At 64.8% G+C, this 20,967-nt stretch carries 20 protein-coding genes; 9 read left to right on the forward strand and 11 right to left on the reverse strand.

Going from position 1 to position 20,967, the window contains the following annotated elements:
* Positions 1–7: 7 nt before the first annotated feature.
* The 5 genes from RFM52_RS21345 to RFM52_RS21365 form a co-directional block, all read right to left on the reverse strand.
* The gene (locus RFM52_RS21345; RefSeq protein WP_320296982.1) at positions 8–784 is read right to left on the reverse strand and encodes an ABC transporter ATP-binding protein; all 777 of its coding nucleotides are present in this window, start codon (positions 782–784) and stop codon (positions 8–10) included.
* Positions 781–1,785 (reverse strand): ABC transporter ATP-binding protein, encoded by a 1,005-nt coding sequence (locus RFM52_RS21350; RefSeq protein WP_320296981.1) that lies wholly within the window; start codon positions 1,783–1,785, stop codon positions 781–783. The genes RFM52_RS21345 and RFM52_RS21350 overlap by 4 nt, the downstream gene beginning before the upstream one ends.
* Positions 1,782–2,612: an ABC transporter permease gene (locus RFM52_RS21355; protein ID WP_320296980.1), complete on the reverse strand. Its 831-nt coding sequence runs from the start codon at positions 2,610–2,612 to the stop codon at positions 1,782–1,784. The genes RFM52_RS21350 and RFM52_RS21355 overlap by 4 nt, the downstream gene beginning before the upstream one ends.
* On the reverse strand, positions 2,609–3,595 hold the full coding sequence (locus RFM52_RS21360) for an ABC transporter permease (RefSeq protein WP_320296979.1): 987 nt from the start codon (positions 3,593–3,595) through the stop codon (positions 2,609–2,611). Before RFM52_RS21360 ends, RFM52_RS21355 begins: the two co-directional genes overlap by 4 nt.
* 264 nt (positions 3,596–3,859) lie before the next feature.
* A complete protein-coding gene (locus RFM52_RS21365; protein ID WP_320296978.1) occupies positions 3,860–5,470 on the reverse strand; it encodes an ABC transporter substrate-binding protein in 1,611 nt (536 codons plus the stop codon).
* 334 nt (positions 5,471–5,804) lie between these two features.
* Here RFM52_RS21365 and RFM52_RS21370 point away from each other — a divergent pair, with 334 nt between their 5' ends.
* Positions 5,805–6,995 carry a Xaa-Pro peptidase family protein gene (locus tag RFM52_RS21370; RefSeq protein ID WP_320296977.1) on the forward strand — a complete coding sequence of 397 codons (1,191 nt, stop codon included), beginning with the start codon at positions 5,805–5,807 and terminating at the stop codon, positions 6,993–6,995.
* A gap of 187 nt (positions 6,996–7,182) precedes the next feature.
* Here RFM52_RS21370 and RFM52_RS21375 read toward each other — a convergent pair whose 3' ends face one another.
* Genes RFM52_RS21375 through RFM52_RS21385 form a run of 3 tightly spaced genes read right to left on the reverse strand, consistent with a single transcriptional unit; the run spans position 7,183 to position 9,715 of the window.
* Positions 7,183–7,599, reverse strand: a complete 417-nt coding sequence (locus RFM52_RS21375; protein ID WP_320296976.1) for a cupin domain-containing protein — start codon at positions 7,597–7,599, stop codon at positions 7,183–7,185.
* A gap of 4 nt (positions 7,600–7,603) precedes the next feature.
* Positions 7,604–8,506, reverse strand: a complete 903-nt coding sequence (locus tag RFM52_RS21380; RefSeq protein ID WP_320296975.1) for a phosphoenolpyruvate hydrolase family protein — start codon at positions 8,504–8,506, stop codon at positions 7,604–7,606.
* 12 nt (positions 8,507–8,518) lie between these two features.
* A complete protein-coding gene (locus tag RFM52_RS21385; protein WP_320296974.1) occupies positions 8,519–9,715 on the reverse strand; it encodes a Tm-1-like ATP-binding domain-containing protein in 1,197 nt (398 codons plus the stop codon).
* A 156-nt stretch (positions 9,716–9,871) separates the two neighbouring features.
* On the opposite strand from RFM52_RS21385, the gene RFM52_RS21390 reads away from it, so the two are divergent.
* From RFM52_RS21390 to RFM52_RS21420, 7 genes are all read left to right on the forward strand, one after another.
* Complete coding sequence (locus RFM52_RS21390; RefSeq protein ID WP_320296973.1) at positions 9,872–10,555, forward strand: TetR/AcrR family transcriptional regulator; 684 nt, start codon at positions 9,872–9,874, stop codon at positions 10,553–10,555.
* A gap of 353 nt (positions 10,556–10,908) precedes the next feature.
* Entirely contained in the window at positions 10,909–12,225 is a 1,317-nt protein-coding gene (locus RFM52_RS21395; protein WP_320296972.1) for an ABC transporter substrate-binding protein, read from the forward strand.
* Positions 12,226–12,291: 66 nt separating this feature from the next.
* Positions 12,292–13,197 (forward strand): carbohydrate ABC transporter permease, encoded by a 906-nt coding sequence (locus tag RFM52_RS21400; RefSeq protein ID WP_320296971.1) that lies wholly within the window; start codon positions 12,292–12,294, stop codon positions 13,195–13,197.
* Between the two features lies 1 nt (position 13,198).
* Positions 13,199–14,155 (forward strand): carbohydrate ABC transporter permease, encoded by a 957-nt coding sequence (locus RFM52_RS21405; protein WP_320296970.1) that lies wholly within the window; start codon positions 13,199–13,201, stop codon positions 14,153–14,155.
* On the forward strand, positions 14,152–14,373 hold the full coding sequence (locus RFM52_RS21410; RefSeq protein ID WP_320296969.1) for a hypothetical protein: 222 nt from the start codon (positions 14,152–14,154) through the stop codon (positions 14,371–14,373). Before RFM52_RS21405 ends, RFM52_RS21410 begins: the two co-directional genes overlap by 4 nt.
* Positions 14,370–15,473 (forward strand): ABC transporter ATP-binding protein, encoded by a 1,104-nt coding sequence (locus tag RFM52_RS21415; protein ID WP_320296968.1) that lies wholly within the window; start codon positions 14,370–14,372, stop codon positions 15,471–15,473. The genes RFM52_RS21410 and RFM52_RS21415 overlap by 4 nt, the downstream gene beginning before the upstream one ends.
* Positions 15,473–16,576 carry an ABC transporter ATP-binding protein gene (locus tag RFM52_RS21420; protein ID WP_320296967.1) on the forward strand — a complete coding sequence of 368 codons (1,104 nt, stop codon included), beginning with the start codon at positions 15,473–15,475 and terminating at the stop codon, positions 16,574–16,576. The genes RFM52_RS21415 and RFM52_RS21420 overlap by 1 nt, the downstream gene beginning before the upstream one ends.
* Positions 16,577–16,622: 46 nt before the next feature.
* Here RFM52_RS21420 and RFM52_RS21425 read toward each other — a convergent pair whose 3' ends face one another.
* Positions 16,623–17,054 carry a DUF4437 domain-containing protein gene (locus tag RFM52_RS21425; RefSeq protein WP_320296966.1) on the reverse strand — a complete coding sequence of 144 codons (432 nt, stop codon included), beginning with the start codon at positions 17,052–17,054 and terminating at the stop codon, positions 16,623–16,625.
* Positions 17,055–17,153: 99 nt separating this feature from the next.
* A complete protein-coding gene (locus tag RFM52_RS21430) occupies positions 17,154–18,122 on the reverse strand; it encodes an AraC family transcriptional regulator (RefSeq protein ID WP_320296965.1) in 969 nt (322 codons plus the stop codon).
* Between the two features lie 171 nt (positions 18,123–18,293).
* On the opposite strand from RFM52_RS21430, the gene RFM52_RS21435 reads away from it, so the two are divergent.
* Positions 18,294–19,508 (forward strand): MFS transporter, encoded by a 1,215-nt coding sequence (locus RFM52_RS21435; RefSeq protein ID WP_320296964.1) that lies wholly within the window; start codon positions 18,294–18,296, stop codon positions 19,506–19,508.
* Positions 19,509–19,643: 135 nt separating this feature from the next.
* Here the strand turns inward: RFM52_RS21435 and RFM52_RS21440 are convergent, their stop codons facing one another.
* Entirely contained in the window at positions 19,644–20,636 is a 993-nt protein-coding gene (locus RFM52_RS21440; RefSeq protein WP_320296963.1) for an Acg family FMN-binding oxidoreductase, read from the reverse strand.
* Positions 20,637–20,967 lie beyond the last annotated feature (331 nt).

Below are 20,967 nucleotides of genomic sequence, written 5' to 3' on the forward strand. Positions count from 1 at the left end.
TGCGGGATCATGGTCGGTTCCTGGTCAATCTTGGCGTTGCCGCCACCAACGCCTTGCCAATCGCCGACTGCGGGTCGGCGATGACGGCGCGGGCATCGCCGCTCTCGGCGATCCGGCCGGCATCGAGGATGATGACGCGGTGCGCCACGGCGCGGATGACACCGAGGTCATGGGAAATGAACAGATAGGCGATCCGTTCCTGCCGTTGCAGGTCGAGCAGCAATTCCAGGATCTGCCCGCGCACCGATACGTCGAGCGCCGACACCGCCTCGTCGAGGACGATCAGCGACGGTTGTGTGGCGATGGCGCGGGCGATCGCGACGCGCTGACGCTGGCCGCCGGAAATCTCGTGGACGGCGCGCGTGGCTAGGTTGGCGTCGAGGCCGACGCGTTCCAGAAGCGCCGCGATCCGGCGTGGGCGCTCGGCGCGCGAGGCGATGTTGTGGATGCGCAACGGATCGTCCAGCACGCGCGCCACCGTGGCGCGCGGATTGAAGGCGGCGAGCGGATCCTGGAACACCATCTGCAGGCGGGCGCGGCGAGCGCGCAGCGCGGCGCCCGACAGCGCGAGGAAGTCCGCACCTTCGAATGCGATTCGACCGGCATCGGGCTCGGTCAGCCGCAGCACCAGCCTGGCGATCGTCGATTTGCCGCTGCCGGACGGGCCGGCGAGCGCCAGCGTCTCCGCCGGGCCGATCTCGAACGAGACGTCGTCGACCGCCGCGAAGGGCTTGCCGCCACGATGATAGCGCTTGGCGAGACTGGAGACGGCAAGCATGCTCATGCCGAGGCGCCTTGCCGGTCAAGCAACGGCTCGGCCTCCAGGCCGAGGTGAGCCGCGAGCAGGGAGCGCGTATAGGCATGGCGCGGCGCGTTGAGGATCTGGCCCGTCTCGCCGAACTCGACCAACTCGCCGTGGCGCAGCACCGCGATGCGATCGGCGAGCGTGGCCGCAAGCGCGATGTCGTGGCTGATGAAGAGCATCGTCATGCCGTCCTCGCTGACCAGCCGGCGGATCAGGGAAACGATCTCGGCCTGGACGATGGTGTCGAGCGCGCTGGTCGCTTCGTCGGCAATGAGCAGCTTCGGCCCGGCGGCGATTGCGGCGGCGACGGCCACGCGCTGCTTCTGGCCGCCCGAGAGCTGGTGCGGGTAGGCGCGGAGGGCCGTGTCCGGATCGGGGAGACGGACGCGTTCGAGGAGGGTTGCGGCCTTGGCGTAGGCTTGTGGCCAGCTCAGGTTGAGATGGGTGCGGGCGACCTCGGCGATCTGCTTGCCGACCGGCATCACCGGATCGAGGCTGGAGGAGGGGTCCTGGAAGACGAAGCCGATGTCGCCGCCGAGGCGGGGTGTGTTGCCGCCTGGCATGAGAAGTAGGCGTTCTGTCGCGCCCCCCTCTGTCCTGCCGGACATCTCCCCCTCTAGGGGGGAGATTAGCTGGCGATCTCCGCCTTCGCCAATTTTCGAGGTCGCAAGAAGAGAGCCGGCGGCGGAACTGCCAATCTCCCCCCTAGAGGGGGAGATGTCCGGCAGGACAGAGAGGGGGGCCTTGGCGCCGGCGCTTGCCGGCAGGAACCAGTCCACGCGCCCGCCAATCTTGGCACCCCTCGCCAACAACCCCGCAACCGCCAGCGCGAGCGTGCTCTTGCCTGAGCCGCTTTCGCCGATGATCGCGAGACGCTCCCCAGCGAGAACATCCAGGCTGATGCCCTTCAGCGCCGGCACCTCGACGCCGTCACGCCGATACCGCACCGACAGATCGCTAATCGAGAGCAGCGCCGTCACGAAAGGCTCCTGCGCACGGCGGTGCCTTCCACCACGCCTTCGCCAGTGAGGTAGACGCCGAGCACGGTCAACACGAGCGCCACGCCGGGAACGATCGACAGGAACGGCGCGGTGCGCAGCACCGTGCGGCCCTCGGCGATCATGCCGCCCCAGGTGACGCGGTTCGGGTCGCCTAGGCCGAGGAAGGACAGCGCTGCCTCGGTCAGGATCGCCGCCGCCACGATCACCGAAGACAACGCCAGCACCGGCGGCAGGGCATTGGGCAGCACCTCGCGAAAGGCGATTTCGAGCGGGTGCATGCCGATGACGCGGGCGCCGGCGACGTAGTCGCGCTCGCGGATCGAAAGCACCTCGGCGCGTGCGACGCGCGCGGGGCCGGTCCAGCCACTGAGCGCGATTGCCGCGACGACGACGCCGAGCGAGGGGCCGACAATGCTGACGAAAGCGAGCGCGAGCAGGAAGCCTGGCACGGTCTGGAAGGCGTCGGTGATGCGCATCAGCACTTCGTCGGCGAGGCCTCCGGCAAAGCCGGCCAAAGTGCCGACCACCGTGCCGATCAGCAGCGCCGCGGCGGCCGCCGCCAGGCCGACTGCCAATGATGTACGAGCACCATGAAACAGCTCGGCCAGCACGTCGCGGCCGAGCCGGTCGGTGCCGAGCGGCAGCGACCAGGCCTGGAACGGCGGCAGCAGCGCCGGGCCGGCGATCGCCTGCGGGTCGCCGGGAAACAACAGCGGCGCCGCAAGTGCCATGACGACGAGCAGGGCCAGGATGATCGCGCCGGCGACTGCTTCCGGCGTGCGCAGGAAACGGCGCAGGCGGTTCATGCGCTTGCCTCGCCGGCGTCGACGCGTGGATCGAGGACAGCGTAGGCGAGGTCGACCAGAAGGTTGATCACGACGACCAGGACGGCGCTGACCAGGATGATGCCGAGCAGCAGCGGCGTGTCGCGTCCGGCGACGGCTTCCTGCGCCAGGCGGCCGAGGCCGGGCACGGCGAAGACGCTTTCGATGACGACGCTGCCGCCCAGCATCTGCGCCGATTGCAGGCCGAGCATGGTGACCAAGGGCAGCAGCGCGTTGCGAGCGACGTGGGCCAGCACGATGCGGTGGCGCGGCAGGCCCCTGGCGCGGGCGGCAAGCACGAAATCCTGCCGCCAGGCCTCGGCCATGCCGGCGCGCATCATGCGCAGATAAAGCGCGAGATAGATGAAACCGAGCGCCGAGACCGGCAGAACGAGATGGGTGGCGACGTCGGCGGCGCGGGAAAACCCGGTTTTATCGGAGGCGATGGTCTCGATGCCGCCGATCGGCAGCCAGCGCAAATCGACGGCGAAGACGACGATGAGCACGAGGCCAAGCCAGAAGCCAGGCACGGCATAGAGCGCCAGCGAGCCGATCGACAGGAAGCGATCGCGGAAGCTGCCGGGTCTCGCGCCAGCATAGATGCCGAGCGCCGAGCCGAGGCCGAAGGAGAGCGCGGTGGCGCTGCCCATCAGGATCAGCGTCGTCGGCAGGCGTTCGAGGATGACGTCGCGGATCGGCCTGGAAAACGTGACGGACTGGCCGAGGTCGAGATGCAGCAGCGCCCAGAGGTAGTTGGCGAGGCGCGTCAGCTCCGATTGGTCGAGGCCCCAGCGGTGGCGCAGCAATTCGATCATGCCGGCATCACCACCGGTCGAGACGATGTAGGCGTCGACCGCGTCGCCGGGGGCGGCTTCGAGCAGCAGGAAGCTGCCGATGACGACGATAAGGAGCACGAAGACGCTGCCGACGAGACGGCGGCGGAAGAGGGTGAAGGCGCGGTTCATGCGCGCCTCGTCGGGTTGGCGGTATGCTGCAAAAAGGAGATGCCGAGCCCAGGCCCCCCTCTCTGTCCTGCCGGACATCTCCCCCTCAAGGGGGGAGATTGGCTGTCATTTTTGGCTTCGCCAATCTTCAACGTTGAAGAAATCGCGGGACAGATGAGCTGCTGATCTCCCCCCTTGAGGGGGAGATGTCCGGCAGGACAGAGAGGGGCCTCGTAGAGCTCAACGTCTACGATGATCTCGCGAACTTTCATCCGCGCGAGTGTGTCACGATTCCAAATAGGTGTCCGCCCAGTTCGACACTGCCCAGCGCGGGTTGTTGGCGATGTTGCCGACCGTGTCGCGGGCGACGGAGATGAAGCTCCATTCGGCGACGTTGATCAGCGGCAGGTCGGCGGCCACCTTCTTCTGGAACTCCTTGTAGAGCTCGGTGCGGGCCGACGCATCGAGCGTCTCCGAAGCCTTGACGATCAGCGCGTCGAGGTCGGCGTTCTTGTAACCGCCCTGGTTGGAGAAGGGCACGCCGTCGGGAATGCCGCTCTGCACCAGGATGGTGGTCGAGATCGCCGGGTCGCCACGGAACACCGGCGGGCCGACGGCGAGGTCGAAGGCATGGTCGGTGTAGACCGCCTTGATGTGCGCAGCGGAGTCGTTGTTGACTATCTCGGCGTCGATGCCGATGGCGGCGAGCGCCTGGCGCAGATAGTCGCCGAACTGTTTTGTCTCGTTGAAGTAGGGCGCCGGCAGCAGCTTCAGCGCAAAGCGCTTGCCGTCGTCGGCGCGTTTGTAGCCGGCTTCATCCAGCAGCGCATTGGCCTTGGCGACGTCGAAAGGATAGGTCGGCACGTCGGCGGTGTAGAATTGCGGATCGTTCTTCGGCACCGGGCCGGTGGCGGTCGCGGCATAGCCGAGGAAGATCGTCTTGACGACGAAATCCTTGTCGATGGCATGCGCGATCGCCTGCCGCACTTTCAGGTCGGCCAGCTCCTTGCGGCGGTGATTGATCTCGACGACGAGCTGGTAGGTCAGCCCCTCATAGCCCTTGGTGATGACCTTCAGTCCGGGCACCTTCGAGATGCGGTCGAGATCGGCGAGCGGCACGGCGGAGAAGGCGGCGAGCTGGATCTCTTCGGCTTCGAGCGCCGCTGCGGCGGACGTGCGATCGGGGAGCACCTGGTAGACGATCTCGTCGAGATAGGGCTCATCCTTGCCCCAATAGGCGTCGTTCCTGGTCAGTCGGTAATATTGGCCAGCCTTGTATTCGGCGAATTTGAACGGGCCTGTGCCGACCGGCGCGTTGTTGGCCGGATTGTCCTCGATCTTGCCCACCTCATAAAGGTGCTTCGGCACGACGCTCGACAGCGCCGGCAGCGCGTTGCGGATCAGCTGGAACGGCGTCGGCTTGGCGAATTTGAAGATGGCGGTCAGCTCGTCCGGGGTTTCGACGGCCTGCAGATCCTTGAACACCGTGCGGCCGAGATTTTGCAGCGGCTTCCAGATCTGCAGCGCCGAGAAGGCGACGTCGGCGGAGGTGAAGGGCTTGCCGTCATGCCATTTGACGCCGTCGCGCAATTTGAAGGTCACCGACAGGCCGTCGGCCGCACCTTCCCAGGAAAGCGCCAGGCGCGGCGCGAGCCCGTCCTTGCCGTCGAAGGAGGCCTCGGCCAGCGTCTCGACGATCTTGCTCGAGATGAAGAAGACACCGTTGGAGGCGACGATCGCGGGGTTGAGGTTGCGCGGCTCGGAATCGGCGGCCAGCACCAGCCGGCCGCCCTTCTTCGGCGTCTGCGCGAAGCCGATGGTCGGCAATGCTGTCGAGGTCAGCAGCAGCGCCGAGCCGGCCAGCAGGCCGCGGCGTGAAATCGTCAATTCGGACATCGCTCAAACTCCCCTCTTCGCGCCGTGACAGGCGCGGCAATCCGGCGATTATGGCGCTTGGCAAAGGTTTCGCCAGAGACGGATTTGGCGCATCATGGCTTGGCTTTGAAATTTCCGCCCGCTGGACCAGCCGAACCAAAGAGGCTCCGATGCCCCAATCTGGTAGGACCAGATTGTAGGGAAGCAGCATCGGGATTCGAACTGAAACCGCCTTTAGCGCGAAAGTGATCAATTCTGGCTGGACCAGAGTGGCCAAAATGATGCAGATTTGGCCGACAGCCATAAATCATGACGTTCGGCGCTCCTGCGGCCGATGAAAAACAGGGAGAGGCAGATGAACATCGCTCCGGGCAAAACCGAAGTCAGCAGCATTCCGTTCGACCAGGCGCGGGTGGACCGGCTGATGGAAGAGGCCGGCATCGACGTGCTCTTCGCTACCTCCAAGCACAACACGCAATATCTGCTCGGCGGCTACAAGTTCATCTTCTTTGCGGCGATGGATGCCATCGGTCACAGCCGCTATTTGCCGATCGTGATTTACGAAAAGGGCGGGCCGGAGCATGCCGCCTATATCGGCAACAAGATGGAAGGCGGCGAGCATCAGAACCATCCGTTCTGGACGCCGACCTTGCACGCGGCCTGCTGGGGTACGCTCGATGCCGCCAATCTTGCGGTGGAGCATCTCAAGCAGATCGGCAAGTCGGCGGCCCGCATCGGCATCGAACCGGGTTTCCTGCCGTCGGACGCCTATACGCTGATCCGCAAGGCGTTGCCGGATGCCAAGCTGATCGACGCGACCGACATGCTAGAGCGCATGCGCGCCATCAAGACCGAGGCCGAACTGGAGCAACTGCGCATCGCCTCCGAGCTGATCACCGATTCCATGCTGGCGACGATTGCTTGGGCACGTGAGGGCACGAGCAAGACCGACATCATCGAGCAGCTCAGGCGCGAGGAGACCAATCGCGGCGCGCATTTCGAATATTGCCTGCTGACGCTGGGCTCCAGCCACAACCGCGCGGCGTCCAGCCAGGCGTGGAAGAAGGGCGAGGTGATGTCGATCGATTCCGGCGGCAATTACCACGGCTATATCGGCGACCTCTGCCGCATGGGCGTGCTCGGCGAGCCGGATGCCGAACTGGAGGATCTTCTGGCAGAGGTCGAAGCGGTGCAGCAGGCGGCCTTTTCCAAGGTCAAGGCAGGCATATTGGGCGGCGACATGATCGCGCATGCGGAGAGCGTGCTGAAGGCGTCGAAGGTCGCGGCCTACACGGACTTCTTCGCGCACGGCATGGGGTTGATCACCCATGAAGCGCCGTTCCTCATGACCAACCATCCGGTCGCCTATGAGGGCACCTATGCGGCGAAGCCGCTGGAAAGGAACATGGTGCTTTCGGTCGAGACGACCATGCTTCACCCGACGCGCGGCTTCATCAAGCTGGAGGACACGGTAGCCGTCACCGACGCCGGCTATGTGATGTTCGGCGACCGCGGGCGGGGATGGAACAGGGGCGGGGCGGCCTAAGGCAAAGGTCGGCGCCGCCCCCTCACCCGGATTGCCGAGGCCGAATTGCTAAGGAGCAATTCGGGGCAATCCGACCTCTCCCCGAGGGGAGAGGAGCGGGTCAGCGCTGGCGCCAACCTCTTCTCCCCTCGGGGAGAAGGTGGCCGCGAAGCGGCCGGATGAGGGGGCTGCGACGCTGCAGAAGAGATCACCTCCCCGCCGGCAGCAGCTTGAAATCCGGCAACTCGCGCAGCGCCAGCTCCGGGCCGGCGGGCGAATAGACGACGAAAAGCTGCATCGGCTGGTCGCCGGTGTTGAGCGTCGAGTGGAAGCGGCTTTCCGGCACGTAGATGGTGCAGCCCGGGCCGACCTTGGCCACCACCGGATTGCCCTTCTCGTCCTCGACCATCTGTTCGCCATTGCCGGAGATGACGAAGATGATCTCTTCGGCGCCCGGATGGTTGTGGCGGGTGTGGCCCTTGCCGGGCGGCAGGTCGACGACGCCGCCGGAGAAGCGGGCTGCGCCGTTCACTTCCGGTGCGACGGTCAGCGACAGCTTGCCCCAATCGAAGCCGAAAGCGCTGACATCCTTCGGGTAGACGAAAACCTTGCTTTTGTCGGCCATTGCCTCATCCCTTCCTTTTCGTTTTTGTCGGGGCATCGGATTTTCCCAAAACCGGCTTCCACTTTTGGGTCCGATGCCCCAGCGCGACCGCCTTGAAATCCGCCGTCTGCCTGGCGATCGCCGCTTCGGCCGGCAGACGCTCCATCGAGCTTGCGCCATAGAAGCCGTGCAGCCCCCCGCAGCGCTCGAGGATGTAGCGCGCGTCGTCGGGCATCGAGATCGGCCCGCCATGGCAAAGCAGGATGACCTCCTTGCGCACCGAGCGTGCGGCATCGGCTATGGCATCGATCTCCTTGACGCAGGCGTCGAGCGTTTTCGCCGAGGTGGCCCCGATCGAGCCGCCGGTCGTCACGCCCATATGGGCGACGACGATGTCGGCGCCGGCCCTGGTCATGGCGCGCGCCTCGTCCGGGTTGAAAACGTAGGGCGTGGTCAGAAGGTCGAGCTTGTGCGCCTCGGCGATCATGTCGACCTCGAGCCCAAAGCCCATGCCGGTTTCCTCGAAGCTCTGGCGCATGGTGCCGTCGAACAGGCCGACGGTCGGGAAGTTCTGCACGCCGGAAAAACCCATCGTCTTCAGCTCGGCCAAAAGCAGCGGCATGATGACGAAGGGGTCGGTGCCGTTGACGCCGGCCAGCACCGGCGTCTTCTTCACCACCGGCAGCACCTCATAGGCCATCTCCTTGACGATCTCGTTGGCGTTGCCATAGGCGAGCAGGCCGGCGGCCGAGCCGCGCCCGGCCATGCGATAGCGGCCGGAATTGTAGATGATGATCAGGTCGATGCCGCCGGCTTCCTCGGCCTTGGCCGACAGGCCGGTGCCGGCGCCGCCGCCGACGATCGGCACGCCGTCGGCGATCATCTGGCGGAATTTTTCCAGGATCGTTTTGCGCGGAATGGCGGCCATGCCTGTCGTCTCTCACTTCCTGGCTATGTCGAGGAACGCCTCGGCGGCGGCCTTGGCGAATGCGGGGTCGTTGATGTGCAGCGGCAGGCGCGTCACGTTGCGGTCCCTGGCCGGCTGGATCGTGCGCTCGATGGCTTCGAACAGCGCCGCATCGGCTTCCGGATCGAAGAAGGCGCCGCCTTCGATATCGAGCGCCGAGACGCCCTTTTCCGGGATCAGGAAACGGACCGGGCCGTCGCATCGGGCGAGGCGGCCGCCGATCCATTCACCGATCTTGCGGCATTCCTCGGCCGTGGTGCGCATCAGCGTGACGTTGGGATTGTGCTCGTAGAACAGGCGTCCGCGATAGCGCTCGGGGATCGTGGGCGGCGCCCAGAAGTTCACCATGTCAAGCGCGCCGACCGAGCCGACATAGGGCAGCTTCGTGCGGGCAATCGCGCCGAAGCGATCCTCGGTCGCGGGCAGCACGCCGCCGAACAGGAAGTCGCAGACTTCGGTCGTGGTGATGTCGAGGACGCCGGCCAGCAGGCCGCTGTCGGCGAGCTTCTCCATCGAGCGGCCGCCGGTACCGGTGGCGTGGAAGACCATGCAGTCATAGCCGGTGCGCAACTGGTCGACGATCGCGGTCACGCAGGGCGTGGTGACGCCGAACATGGTGAGCCCCAGCGCCGGCTTGCCGGCGGCGGCCGGGGCGGGCTTGGCCGCCATGCCGGCGATGGCCTGGGCGGCATTGTGCAGCACCGTGCGGGAGAGCCTGTTCAGTCCCGCCATGTCGGTCACCGACGGCATCATGACGATGTCGGAGACATCGACGTAAGGCGCGGTATCGCCCGACGCCAAGGTGGAGACCATGAGCTTCGGCAGGCCGAGCGGCAGCGCGCGCATGCCGGCGGTGACGATCGAGGTGCCGCCGCCGCCGCCGATGCCGATGATGCCGGCGATGTCGTGACGGGAGCGGATGAAGTTGGTGAAGGCGGCGCCCATGCCGGCAACGGCGGCGCCGCGATCGTCGACGCCGAGAACCGCGCCGGCTCCCTTGGGGTGATGCGCGGCGACCTCGCTTGCGGGGATGTCGACCGGGACAGTCGCGCCGCGCGTGCCGATGTCGACACGCGTGACCGCGCCGCCGGCCCTGGCGATAGCATCGGCCAGGAAGGCGAGTTCCTCACCTTTGGTGTCGGCGGTGCCGACCACATAGATGCGTCCCATCCGTGGTTTCCCCGTCATCCGGCATGTCCGGCATCGCCGTCCGCCTTTTTTGCCCCACCTTTAAGCTCCTCGGCAAAGCCTCGTCGCTGGTGGGGACCTCATTATTGCCCGGCATTGCGCCATTGCAAATTTTTGAGACGCGCGTATCGTATTGATATGGATGTCTCACGTCAACAAGCTGTCTCCGCCGACGATGCCGCCCAGGCGCCGGCCGTCGAGAAGGGGCCGCGCGCCCGCACCAGGCGGCTGATGCTGGAAACAGCGACGCGGCTGATGCAGTCCGGCATGACGCCGTCGGTCAGCGAGGTCGCGGAGGCGGCGGAGGTGTCGCGCGCAACCGCCTACCGTTACTTCCCGAGCCAGGCGGCGCTGGTGCAGGCCGTGGTCGATGAAGGGCTCGGCCCGATCCTCACCTGGAAGTCGGCGTCCGACGATGCCGAGCGGCGGGTGTCGGATCTCTTCGCCACCGCGATGCCGCGCATCGAAGCCTTCGAGGCGACGTTCAAGGCGGCGCTGAAGCTGTCGCTCGATCAATGGGCGCGGCGCGAGGCGGGCACGCTCGGATCGGAACCAGCCTTCAAGCGCGGCCATCGCGTCGACTTGCTGAAGGATGCGATCGCACCGCTCAAGGGCCGCTTAAAGCCGCGCCAGTTCAAGCGCCTAGCCCAGGCGCTGTCGCTGGTGTTCGGCGTCGAGGTGGTCACGGTGCTGAAGGATATATGGGGGCTGGACAGCGCCGAGATGATGTCGGTCGCGCAATGGGCGGCGGGCGCGCTGGTCCGCGCCGCAATGGCGGAATCGGAGGCGAAATCGGCAGTGTCCAGGGCGACAATGGCCTAAATCTGGTTCGACCAGATTGCGACGACGGTTCGGAATGTTAATTGAAGTGGGCAGTCCATGGCAAGGGTCCTGCGTATCAAAGAGTAGGAAAAGTAAGGGAAAACAGGCAGATATCATAATGCTTCGCTTTTCCGGCGGCTGCCGGCCGCTCAAGAAAGCGCTTGACGCCAAGCCAGAATTGGTAATACCAGATCAAGACCGATAAAGCGGATCAACTAGTGAAGGCCGAGATCCATTTCCGGCAGGGCGAGGAGGCCCGGAACCGGAGAGGTGCCATCACAGGAGGAACTACCAGGGCCGGCTTCGCTGCCGGTCCACATGACGCGGTAGAATGCGCACAAGGGAGGAAAACTATGCGCAAGATAGTGACCAGCGTGATTGCTGGTATCGGGCTGGCGCTTGCCTGCGGGACATCCGTCCGCGCGCAGGACAAGGAACTCACCATCTTCTGGGCGGAATGGGATCCGGCGAACTATCTGCAGGAACTCGTCAACGAATACACGGCCGAAACCGGCGTGAAGGTCACGGTGCAGACCACGCCATGGCCCGACTTCCAGACCAAGGCCTTCACCGAATTCAACGCGCATGGCGACGCCTACGACCTGGTGGTCGGCGACTCGCAATGGCTCGGCGCCGGTTCGACGCAGGGTCACTATGTCGACCTCACCGACTTCTTCAACAAGCACAAGCTCAATGACGTGATGGCGCCCGCGACCATCAAATACTATGCCGAATACCCCGGCGGTTCCGGCAAGTATTGGGCGATCCCGCTGGAGGGCGATGCGATCGGCTGGTCCTACCGCAAGGACTGGTTCGAGGACCCGAAGGAGAAGGAAGCCTTCAAGGCGAAATACGGCTACGACCTCGACATTCCGAAGACCTACGCGCAGTTGCGCGACATCGCCGAGTTCTTCTACCGTCCGGACCAGAAGAAATACGGCGTCGCCATCTACACCGACAATTCCTATGACGCGATGGCGATGGGCGTCGAGAGCGCCATATTCAGCTATGGCGGCGATCTCGGCGACTACGCAACCTACAAGGTCGACGGCGTCATCAATTCGAAAGAGGCCGCTGCCGGCCTCGACATGTACAAGGAACTCTACAAGTTCACGCCTCCGGGCTGGGGCAAGACCTTCTTCGTAGAGGACAACCAGGCGATCACCGGCGGTCTCGCTGCGATGAGCATGAACTTCTTCGCCTTCTTCCCGCCGCTGGTGAACAAGGCCACCAACCCCTATGCCGACGTCACCGGCTTCTTCGCCAACCCGGCCGGGCCGGACGGCAAGCGCTTCGCCGCTCTCGGCGGCCAGGGCATCTCCGTCATCTCGTACTCGAAGAACAAGGACGAGGCGATGAAGTTCCTCGAGTGGTTCATCAAGGACGAGACCCAGAAGAAGTGGGCCGACCTGGGCGGCTACACCTGCAGCCAGGCCGTGCTGAAGTCGGAAGCCTTCCAGAACGCCACGCCATACAACAAGGCGTTCTACGACACGATGTTCATGGTCAAGGACTTCTGGGCAACGCCTGAATATGCCGAAGTGCTCGATCAGCTGAACCAGAACATCTATCCGTTCGTGGTTGGCGGCAAGGGCACCGCCCAGGAAGCTCTCGACAAGACCGCCGCCGACTGGAAGGCGACGTTCACCAAGTACAATCGTTACAAGTAAGCACCGCAGTCAGAATGCCGGAGGAGGGTTTCCCCTCCGGCATTCCTGTTTTCAGGGAGACATTCGTTGGCTTCGGTAGCCCTCACCAATCTTGATCCGGCCTCCAGGGCCGCCGCGCGCGGCTGGTCCGATCTGACCATCCGCAACCTGTTCATCATCCCGACGCTGGTTTTCCTGATCGTCTTCAACATCTTCCCGTTGATCTATTCGCTGGGCTATTCGTTCACGAACTTCGCCGCAAACCGGGGCGATGCCTGGCAGTTCGTCGGCTTGCAGAACTACCGCGAACTGCTCAGCGACGACCACATCTGGTCGAACTTCATCATCACGGCGAAATACGTCATCGTTTCGGTAGCGGGACAGATGATCGTCGGCTTCGGCCTTGCGCTTCTGCTCAACCGCAGCTTTCCGATGAAGGGGCTGATCACCACGCTTTTGCTGTTGCCGATGATGATGTCGGCGGCGGTCGTCGGCCTGTTCTGGCAGTTGCTCTACAGCCCGTCCTGGGGTCCGATCAACTATGTCTTCGGCCTTGGCGACTTCGCCTGGCTCTCCAATCCCGACAGCGCGCTCTACGCGGTCGCGATCACCGACATCTGGATGTGGTCGCCTTTCGTCATGCTGCTGTCGCTCGCCGGCCTGTCGGCCGTGCCGCAGCATCTCTATGAGGCCGCCGCGATCGACCGCGCCGGATGGTGGTACACGTTCACCCGCATCACCTTGCCGCTGGTCTCGCCGATCCTTTTGATCGCATTGATCTTCCGCACCATGGAAGCCTTCAAGACCTTCGACATCGCCTACACGATGACGACCCAGCCAACCGCCGAACTGATCGCGATCCGGCTCTACAAGCAGGCCTTCCAGCAGTGGGATACGGGCAAGTCCTGCGCGCTGGCCTACATCGTGTTGATCATGGTGCTGGCCATCACCAACCTCTACGTGAAGTATCTCAACAAGGTGAAGGAGCGCTGACATGGCCGCCGTCCGCACTTCTTCCGAGGTCGCATTCAACCGCATCGCCATCGCCGCGGTGCTGATCGCGACGCTGATCTTCCTGGCGCCGATCTACTGGATCGCCTCGACGGCGTTCAAGCCGAAGGAGCTCGCCGTCAGCGTCCCGCCCACCGTGCTGTTCGAGCCGGAGGTGACGCCGTTCGTACGGCTCTTCACCAAGCGCGTGCAGATGCAGAAGGCCGTCGATCCGCAAGTCTACGATGCCGCGCCCTGGTGGGAAAAACGCATCTATGACGGCGGCGAGCGGGTGCTCAAGGTCGGCAAGGACGTGCAGCTTTCGCAATATCCCGACCGGTTCATGAACAGCCTGATCGTGGCTGTGATCAGCACTGTGCTCGCGGTGGGCATGGGAACCTTCACCGCCTACGGCTTCTCACGCTTCAAGGTGAAGGGCGAGGCAGACCTCCTCTTCTTCATCCTGTCGACCCGCATGCTGCCGCCGGTGGTGGTCGCCATTCCGATGTTCCTGATGTACCGGATGGTCGGCCTCAACGACTCGCATATCGGCCTGATCATCCTCTACGTCGCCTTCAATCTTTCGTTCTCGGTCTGGCTGATGAAGGGCTTCATGGACGAGATCCCGAAGGAATATGAGGAGGCGGCGCTCGTCGACGGCTACACACGCATGCAGGCCTTCTTCAAGATCGTGCTGCCGGAAGCGGCGACCGGCATCGCCGCCACCGCCGTGTTCTGCTTCATCACCGCGTGGAACGAATACGCCTTCGCGCTGATCATGACCAACCGGCGCGCCCAGACGGCGCCGCCCTTCATCCCGTCGCAGATCGGCTCCGGCCTGCCGGACTGGACCACGATCGCGGCGGGTACTTTCCTGTTCCTGTTGCCAGTCGCGATCTTCACCTTCCTGCTGCGCAACCATCTGCTTCGCGGCGTGACGTTCGGAGCAATCCGCAAATGAGTTTTCGCGCCATCAACGAGAAGTACCTGCTGCCGGCCTCGCAAATCCTCATGGTGCTGGGCATCGTAGCGCTCTGCCAGCCATGGAGCCTCAGCCTGCATTCATACGGTGTGACGATCATCCTGGTCGGGCTGATCGGCTTCAACATCACGTCCAAGATTGCACCGGAGCAGAGCGAGGAAACCGGCGCCGCGATGCATGAGGGAGCCCGGCAGTGACGCAGATCGAACTTCGCGGCATCGAGAAATTCTTTGGTGCCGTCCAGGTCATCCATAATTTGAACCTCGCCATCGCCGACAATGAGTTCATCGTGCTGCTTGGACAGTCGGGCTGCGGCAAGACCACGACGCTGCGCGCGGTGGCAGGGCTGGAGACGATCGACCAGGGCGACATCCTGATCGACGGCAAGCCGGTGCAGCACCTCAAGGCCGCCGACCGCGACATCGCCATGGTGTTCCAGTCCTTTTCGCTCTACCCGCATATGACCGTCTTCGAGAACATCGCCTTTCCACTGCGCGCCACGCGCATGAGCAGCGGCGAGGTCGACACCTCGGTGAGAGAGATCGCCAGGGTTCTTCGCATCACCGATCTGCTCGACAAGAGGCCGTCTGCGCTCTCGGGCGGCGACATGCAGCGGGTGGCGATCGGCCGAGCGTTGGTGCGGCGGCCGAAGGCGATGCTGATGGACGAGCCGATCGGCGCGCTCGACGCCAAGCTGCGCGAAGAGATGCGCGCCGAGATCAAGCGCCTGCACGTCAAGCAAGGCTCGACCACGATCTACGTCACGCACGACCAGATCGAAGCGATGAGCCTGGCCGACCGCATCGTCATCATGCATGAAGGCTTCATCCAGCAGGTCGGCACGCCGGACGATGTCTATTCGCACCCGGCCAACCTGTTCGTAGCGCAATTTGTCGGCAGCCCGGTGATGAATATCGCCGAGGCCAGCGTCGCGGATCAGGCCGGTGCAGCAACCGTCACCATCGGCGGCGCGCCGTCGGGTTTCGAATTTCCGCGCGAGCTCCTGTCCAGGCTCAACGGGCATTCCAACGGTGGCTTGACGCTCGGCATCCGACCGGAGGGCGTGCTCGTCCGCCGCGACGCAGCGCCCGGCTACGTGCCGGTCGAGGCGAATATCATCGAGCCGCTGGGTTCCTTCGACATCGTCGACCTCAAGGTCGGCTCCAAGATGCTGCGCGCCCGCACCAAGGCAGGCTACGTCTCGGGCCCCGGCGAGAAAGTCCATGTCCGCATCGATCCCGAGCAGGCGCATTTTTTCGACACCGCAAGCGGCAAGTCGCTGGGAGTAAGGCTGTAATGGCCCATATCGAACTGAAGAACATCACCAAGAAATTCGGCAGCCACACCGCGCTCACGGGTCTGAACCTCGACATAGCCGACGGCGAGTTCTTCGTGCTGCTCGGCGAGACCGGCGCCGGCAAGACGACGACGCTACGCCTGATCGCCGGACTGGATAAGCCGACCGACGGCCAGGTTCTAATCGACGGCGTCGACGTCGCCGACTGGGGCGCGGCCGAACGCGACGTGGCGCTGGTGCTGCAGCAATATTCGCTCTATCCGCGCTACACGGTCAGGCAGAACCTCGAATTTCCGCTGAAGCCGAAGATCCGCCGGCTGCCGGATGCCGAGATCAAGGACCGCGTCGCGCGCGCGGCCCGCACGCTCAGGATCGAACATTTGCTCGACCGCAAGACCGACCGGCTTTCCGGCGGTGAGATGCAGCGCGTCTCGATCGGCCGCGCCATCGTGCGCAAGCCGCGCGTGTTCCTGATGGACGAGCCGCTGTCGGCGCTCGACGCCAAGCTGCGCGAGGCGCTGCGCACGGAGCTGAAGAACCTGCAGATGCAGCTCGGCGCCACATTCCTGTTCGTCACGCATGACCAGATCGAAGCCATGTCGATGGGCGACAAGGTCGGCGTGCTCAACCATGGCCGCATCGTCCAGATCGGCACGCCGCATGAGATCTACAACAATCCGCGCGACACCTATGTCGCGAGCTTCGTCGGTTCACCGCCGATGAACCTCATCGACGGCAGGCTAGTCGACGACCGCGCGGTGATGGCGCCGATGAATTTCGAACTGCCGCTGTCACCTGGGGCCAAGACTTTTGGCGGGGGCAGGACGAGTGGCGCGACCGACGGTCGGCCACTCGTCTTCGGCATCCGTCCGGAGGACGTCTACTTGGAGAGCGGCGCCCCGGCCGAGGCGCGCGTCCACGATGTCGAGAACCATGGCGTGGAGAAGATCCTGACGCTCAGGGTCGGCGACACGATGCTGCGGGCAACCGTGCCTGCCAGGACCGATGTGACAATCGAGCAGCCGGTGCGCTTTGCCTGGAACCCGGACAAGGTGATGCTGTTCGACAAGGGCAGCGGCGTCAGCCTGAGGCACGCTAGCTGACGAGGCCGCCGCTCGGCCGCAGAGATTTCGTCGGTCGGTTCTTGCGCTATTTCGGCAGATAGGTCTCGTAAGGCGTGTCGTTGATCAACAGGATCACGCATTCGGTGTCCGACAGGCAGGCATCGTCATGCATCTCGTCGGCCTTCTGGGTCCAGTAGGAGCCGGGCGGCAACTCGACCTTTGTGGCTTCGCCGCCCTGCATCTGCCAGTGCGCCCAGAGGCCTTTGATGACAATCGCGCGGTAATCGGCGGTGTGGGCATGGACAGGCGCGCGCCAGTTGCCGGGGACCTTCAGCAGCGTGCCGGCCGGTCCTTTCGCCCGTTCGCCCCATAACGCGCCGAGGCGCTGCGGCTGGCCCGGCGCTTCGACGGCGTAAGGGATCTTGTCGGCGGGCAGGTAGCTGTCTTCGAGCGCGAAAGCCGGGCTCGGCAAGACGGCAAGTGCGGCAAGCGCAAACGGTGCGAGATGGTTGGGCATGGCGGTTTCCTCCGCCCTTGAGCTTATGCCGTCTCGACTGACGGGGAATGACACGGTGTCCAAAAGACTTGGCAATTCCTCCAGCCCTGCAGCTGGCGATCAGGATTGTTCGTCGGCGCCGGCGTGACGGAAATGACTCGGCGCGACGCCCATCACCCGCTTGAAGGCGCGGCTGAAGGAGGCTTCCGAATCGTAGCCCAGCCTCGACGCCGCCACCGAAACCCGCATGCCGTCGCGGCCTAGCCATTGCCGGGCCTGGTGCATGCGCACGCGCAGCACATATTTGGCCGGCGTCTCGCCGACCACGGTGGCGAAGCGCTGCGCGAAGGCGGAGCGCGAGGCGCCCATCATCCTGGCCAGCGCCTCCACCGTCCAGTCGCGCTCCGGCTGCAGATGGATGGCGGCAAGCACCTTGCCGACATCCGGATTGCGCACGGCGGCGATCCATCCGGTGGCGTCGCCGCAGCCATTCTCCACCCAGGAACGGATGATGGTGGCGGCGAGCACGTCGGCCAGACGGGCCAGGATGCCGCCGGAGCCGACGCGGTCCATCGTCACCTCGCCGGCCATCGCGTCGAGCAGATGCTGGATGCCGGGCGCGTTCGCCATCAGCTTATGCGCCTGCATCAGGTCGGGCATCATTTCCAGTAGCGGATGCGAGCCGTCGAGGTTGAAATGCATCGAGCCGCAAAACAGCAAGGTCTTGCTGCCGTCGCAGCCGTTCGAGACGTCGTAGATGTTCTCGCAGACCGGCTCGATCGTGTAGCGGCCGATCGGCACCGGAGGCACGCCGGGCGCGCTCGCCAGCACGTGCGCGTCGCCGCGCGGGATCAGCAGCGCGTCTCCGACGGAGAGTTGGGTCCATTCCTTCGCCGGCGTAAACAGCCAGCAGCCCTGCTGTCCGATGAAATGGAAGCGCGCCGCCTTCTGCGCGGGGAAGGAAACGGCCCAGGGCTCGCCCAGCACGCAGCGGCCGTAATCGACGCCGTCGAGGCGCAGGCCGCGCAGCATGTCGGTCAGCGGGTCGCCGGAAGCCTGCAGAATGGTTTTGGACGAATTGTAATTCATTTCGGTGTTTCTAGCATGGAAACTCCAGCCAGTCACTCCCTATGTTGCACTGCAGCCAAATATTGCGCCGCAACCAGATCGAACTGACACAGCCGCCTGCCGGCATGTATCGGGTGGAGTCCGATCGGGTCATCTCCTACGTGGCGCCGCAAACAGATCGGAGATTTTGCCATGACCGAACCCGCCACGGGCGTCGTCGACGCCGCCGATCTCGACGGAAGCGAAGCCGAGGAGCGAACAGAGCCGGCATGGGGCGCGGTGGTCTCGCTGGCGCTCGGCGTTTTCGGCCTGGTGACTGCCGAATTCCTGCCCGCCAGCCTGTTGACGCGGCTGGCGCAGGACCTTGGCGTCAGCGAAGGCGCCGCCGGCCAGGCGGTGACGGCGACGGCCGTCGTCGGCGCGATCGCGGCGCCGACCATGGCGATCGTCACCAAGTGGCTCGACCGCCGGCTGGTGATGTGGATCCTCTCGGTGCTGCTGATCGTCTCCAACCTCGTCGCCGCCTTCGCCTCCTCGCTCACCATGCTGCTTCTTGCCCGCGTCGTGCTGGGCGTTGCGCTCGGCGGTTTCTGGTCGATGTCGGCGGCGATGGCGCTGCGGTTGGTGCCGATGCGGCTGATGCCGCGCGCCATGTCGATCATCCTGACCGGCGTCTCGGTTGCTACCGTCACCGCCGCCCCGGTCGGCGCCGATGTCGGCGATATCTGGGGCTGGCGAACCGCCTTCATGATCGCGGCGGTCGTCGGCGCGCTGGCGCTGCTGGCGCAGCTCGCCACCCTGCCCAGCCTGCCGCCCACAACCGTTGCAAGCTTCCGCACCCTGCTCGCCGTGTTGAAGCGGCCGATGATCCGCGTCGCGCTGCTGGTCGTGCTGCTGGTTGCGTCCGGACAGTTCGCCGGCTTCACCTATGTGCGGCCGTTCCTGGAGACCGTTCCGGCGATGCCGATCGAGACGATCTCGCTGGTGCTGCTTGCCTATGGCATCGGCGGCTTCTTCGGCAATTTCGCGGGCGCGTTCCTGGCCGAGCGCAACCTTAAGATGGCCGTCGGCCTGGCGCCGCTGCTGATCGCCCTGTCGGCGGGGACGCTGCTCGTGTTTGGCGCTTCGCCGATAACGGCTGCAGTCGCAGTCACCGCCTGGGGCTTTGCCTTCGGCGCCGTGCCCGTCGGTCTGCAGACCTTGCTGGTGCGCGCCGCGCCCGATCAGGCCGAGAGCGCCGGCGGCTTGATGGTCGCGACCTTCCAGGTGGCGATCGCGCTCGGCGCCATCGTCGGCGGCCTGCTGGTCGATCATGCGGGTGTGGCGAGCGCCTTCGCCTATGGCGGCGTGGCGACCTTGCTCGCGGCGCTGGTGACCTTCCTGATGGGGCCGAAGCAGGCTGATTAGCCTGGTCGGGACCATTTCTGCCGCATCGACCCAGGCCTTCAGGCTCCGGCCGATGCGCCGTGCCCGCCTGATGGGAGGTGTCGGCAACATGGCTGAAGGATCAACCGCCTCCGGCCATGTCAGCCCTCCACGCCATCATGTAATGACCGAAGCCACCGGCCTCCTTGGCGAAAACGGCAAGGCAGGCCCATATCCGAAGCGCATTACAATATCCGGCCTGCGGGTCTCGCCGACGATCGCCGCGAGGTCCGCGCGCAGGCGGGCGACCTCGACAGGCTGATTGATGAAGGCGATCTTGAGTCCCAGGCTCGTCGCGGCCAAAGCGAAGCGCTGGCATGCCTGGCCGACCCTGATCCGGTGATCGTGGTCCGGCCGCTCGCCAAAGAAGATCGCCACCCCGGCTGATGAGTCGATCTGACGGGCGTACTTCTGATTCTCCTGAGCGATGCTAAACAGCCGATCCAGGGCGATCCGGCCCAGGCTGGTCGGCAGCACCGGGCTGCCGCTCGCGGCTGAGAAGAGCCCGTCTCCGCTTGCCGTCGCGCTGCGCGGGTTGAAGCGTATCCACTGCTTCAGCTCATGCATGAATGCGGGGTCGTTCATCTGGTCTTCATTGCCGGCAATGACAAGATCCCGCACCTGCTTCATCCGCGTCCGATCCGTGATGAGCGTCAGGCTCACACCCGGTATCGCTGCTGCCCGCTCAAGCTCGGCGAGATCCGCCGCGGCGGTGGCGCGGCCATCATATTCGGCACGAGTCGATTGGCGTTTCGGAATGGCGTCGGTCAACGGGTCCGCTTTCGGCGCGCCCATAAGGTAATCGTAACGGATTCCGTTGCCGTCAGCCGTAAGCGAAGCCTCGCCGGTACGGCCAGTTGCCGCCGCGGCGAGCGTGAGATTGGCCGCGGCGCATCCCAGGCTGACATAGAGATGATGGTCGTCGGGGTCGACGACCGGAGTCCGCCTCTGAAGGTCGGGCCGGATCTCGATTGCATGCCCTTCAAGCTGGAACCGCCAGGGCTGCGTATTGTGGCTATTGGCCGCCAGGGTTGCGTAACGGACCACGGCCTCAAGATCGGGCGTCAGGCGGTCGCGCAATCCGGCGGCGAAAGCTTCATATTCGGCCATGGACCCGACCGCTGATCGCCAGGCGGCGGCACCGGCGCCGGCCGCGACAAGCGCGGCGCCTGCGCCCACGAGCATCGTTCGCCTGTTCATCGCGCCCTCTCGGATAAGCTTTAGGGAAGATACCGCCGATCGGAAAATTGTCTTTTGATCTTCGTCAACGTCATCTCGCTGACCAGGCGGCTACATTACGGTCCCGAATCGTCCCTGACTGATTTGGAAGATCGATCTTTACCCTGACTTCCGCACTCGGCCAGCAGGCGACCTGCAGGTCGACCACGCCGGCGTGGTGAGCACCTTCGTCTATAATGGCGCGATGATGCCCGTGGCCCTG

The sequence above is a fragment of the Mesorhizobium humile genome (assembly GCF_033977215.1).
Classification (GTDB): Bacteria; Pseudomonadota; Alphaproteobacteria; order Rhizobiales; family Rhizobiaceae; genus Mesorhizobium; species Mesorhizobium humile.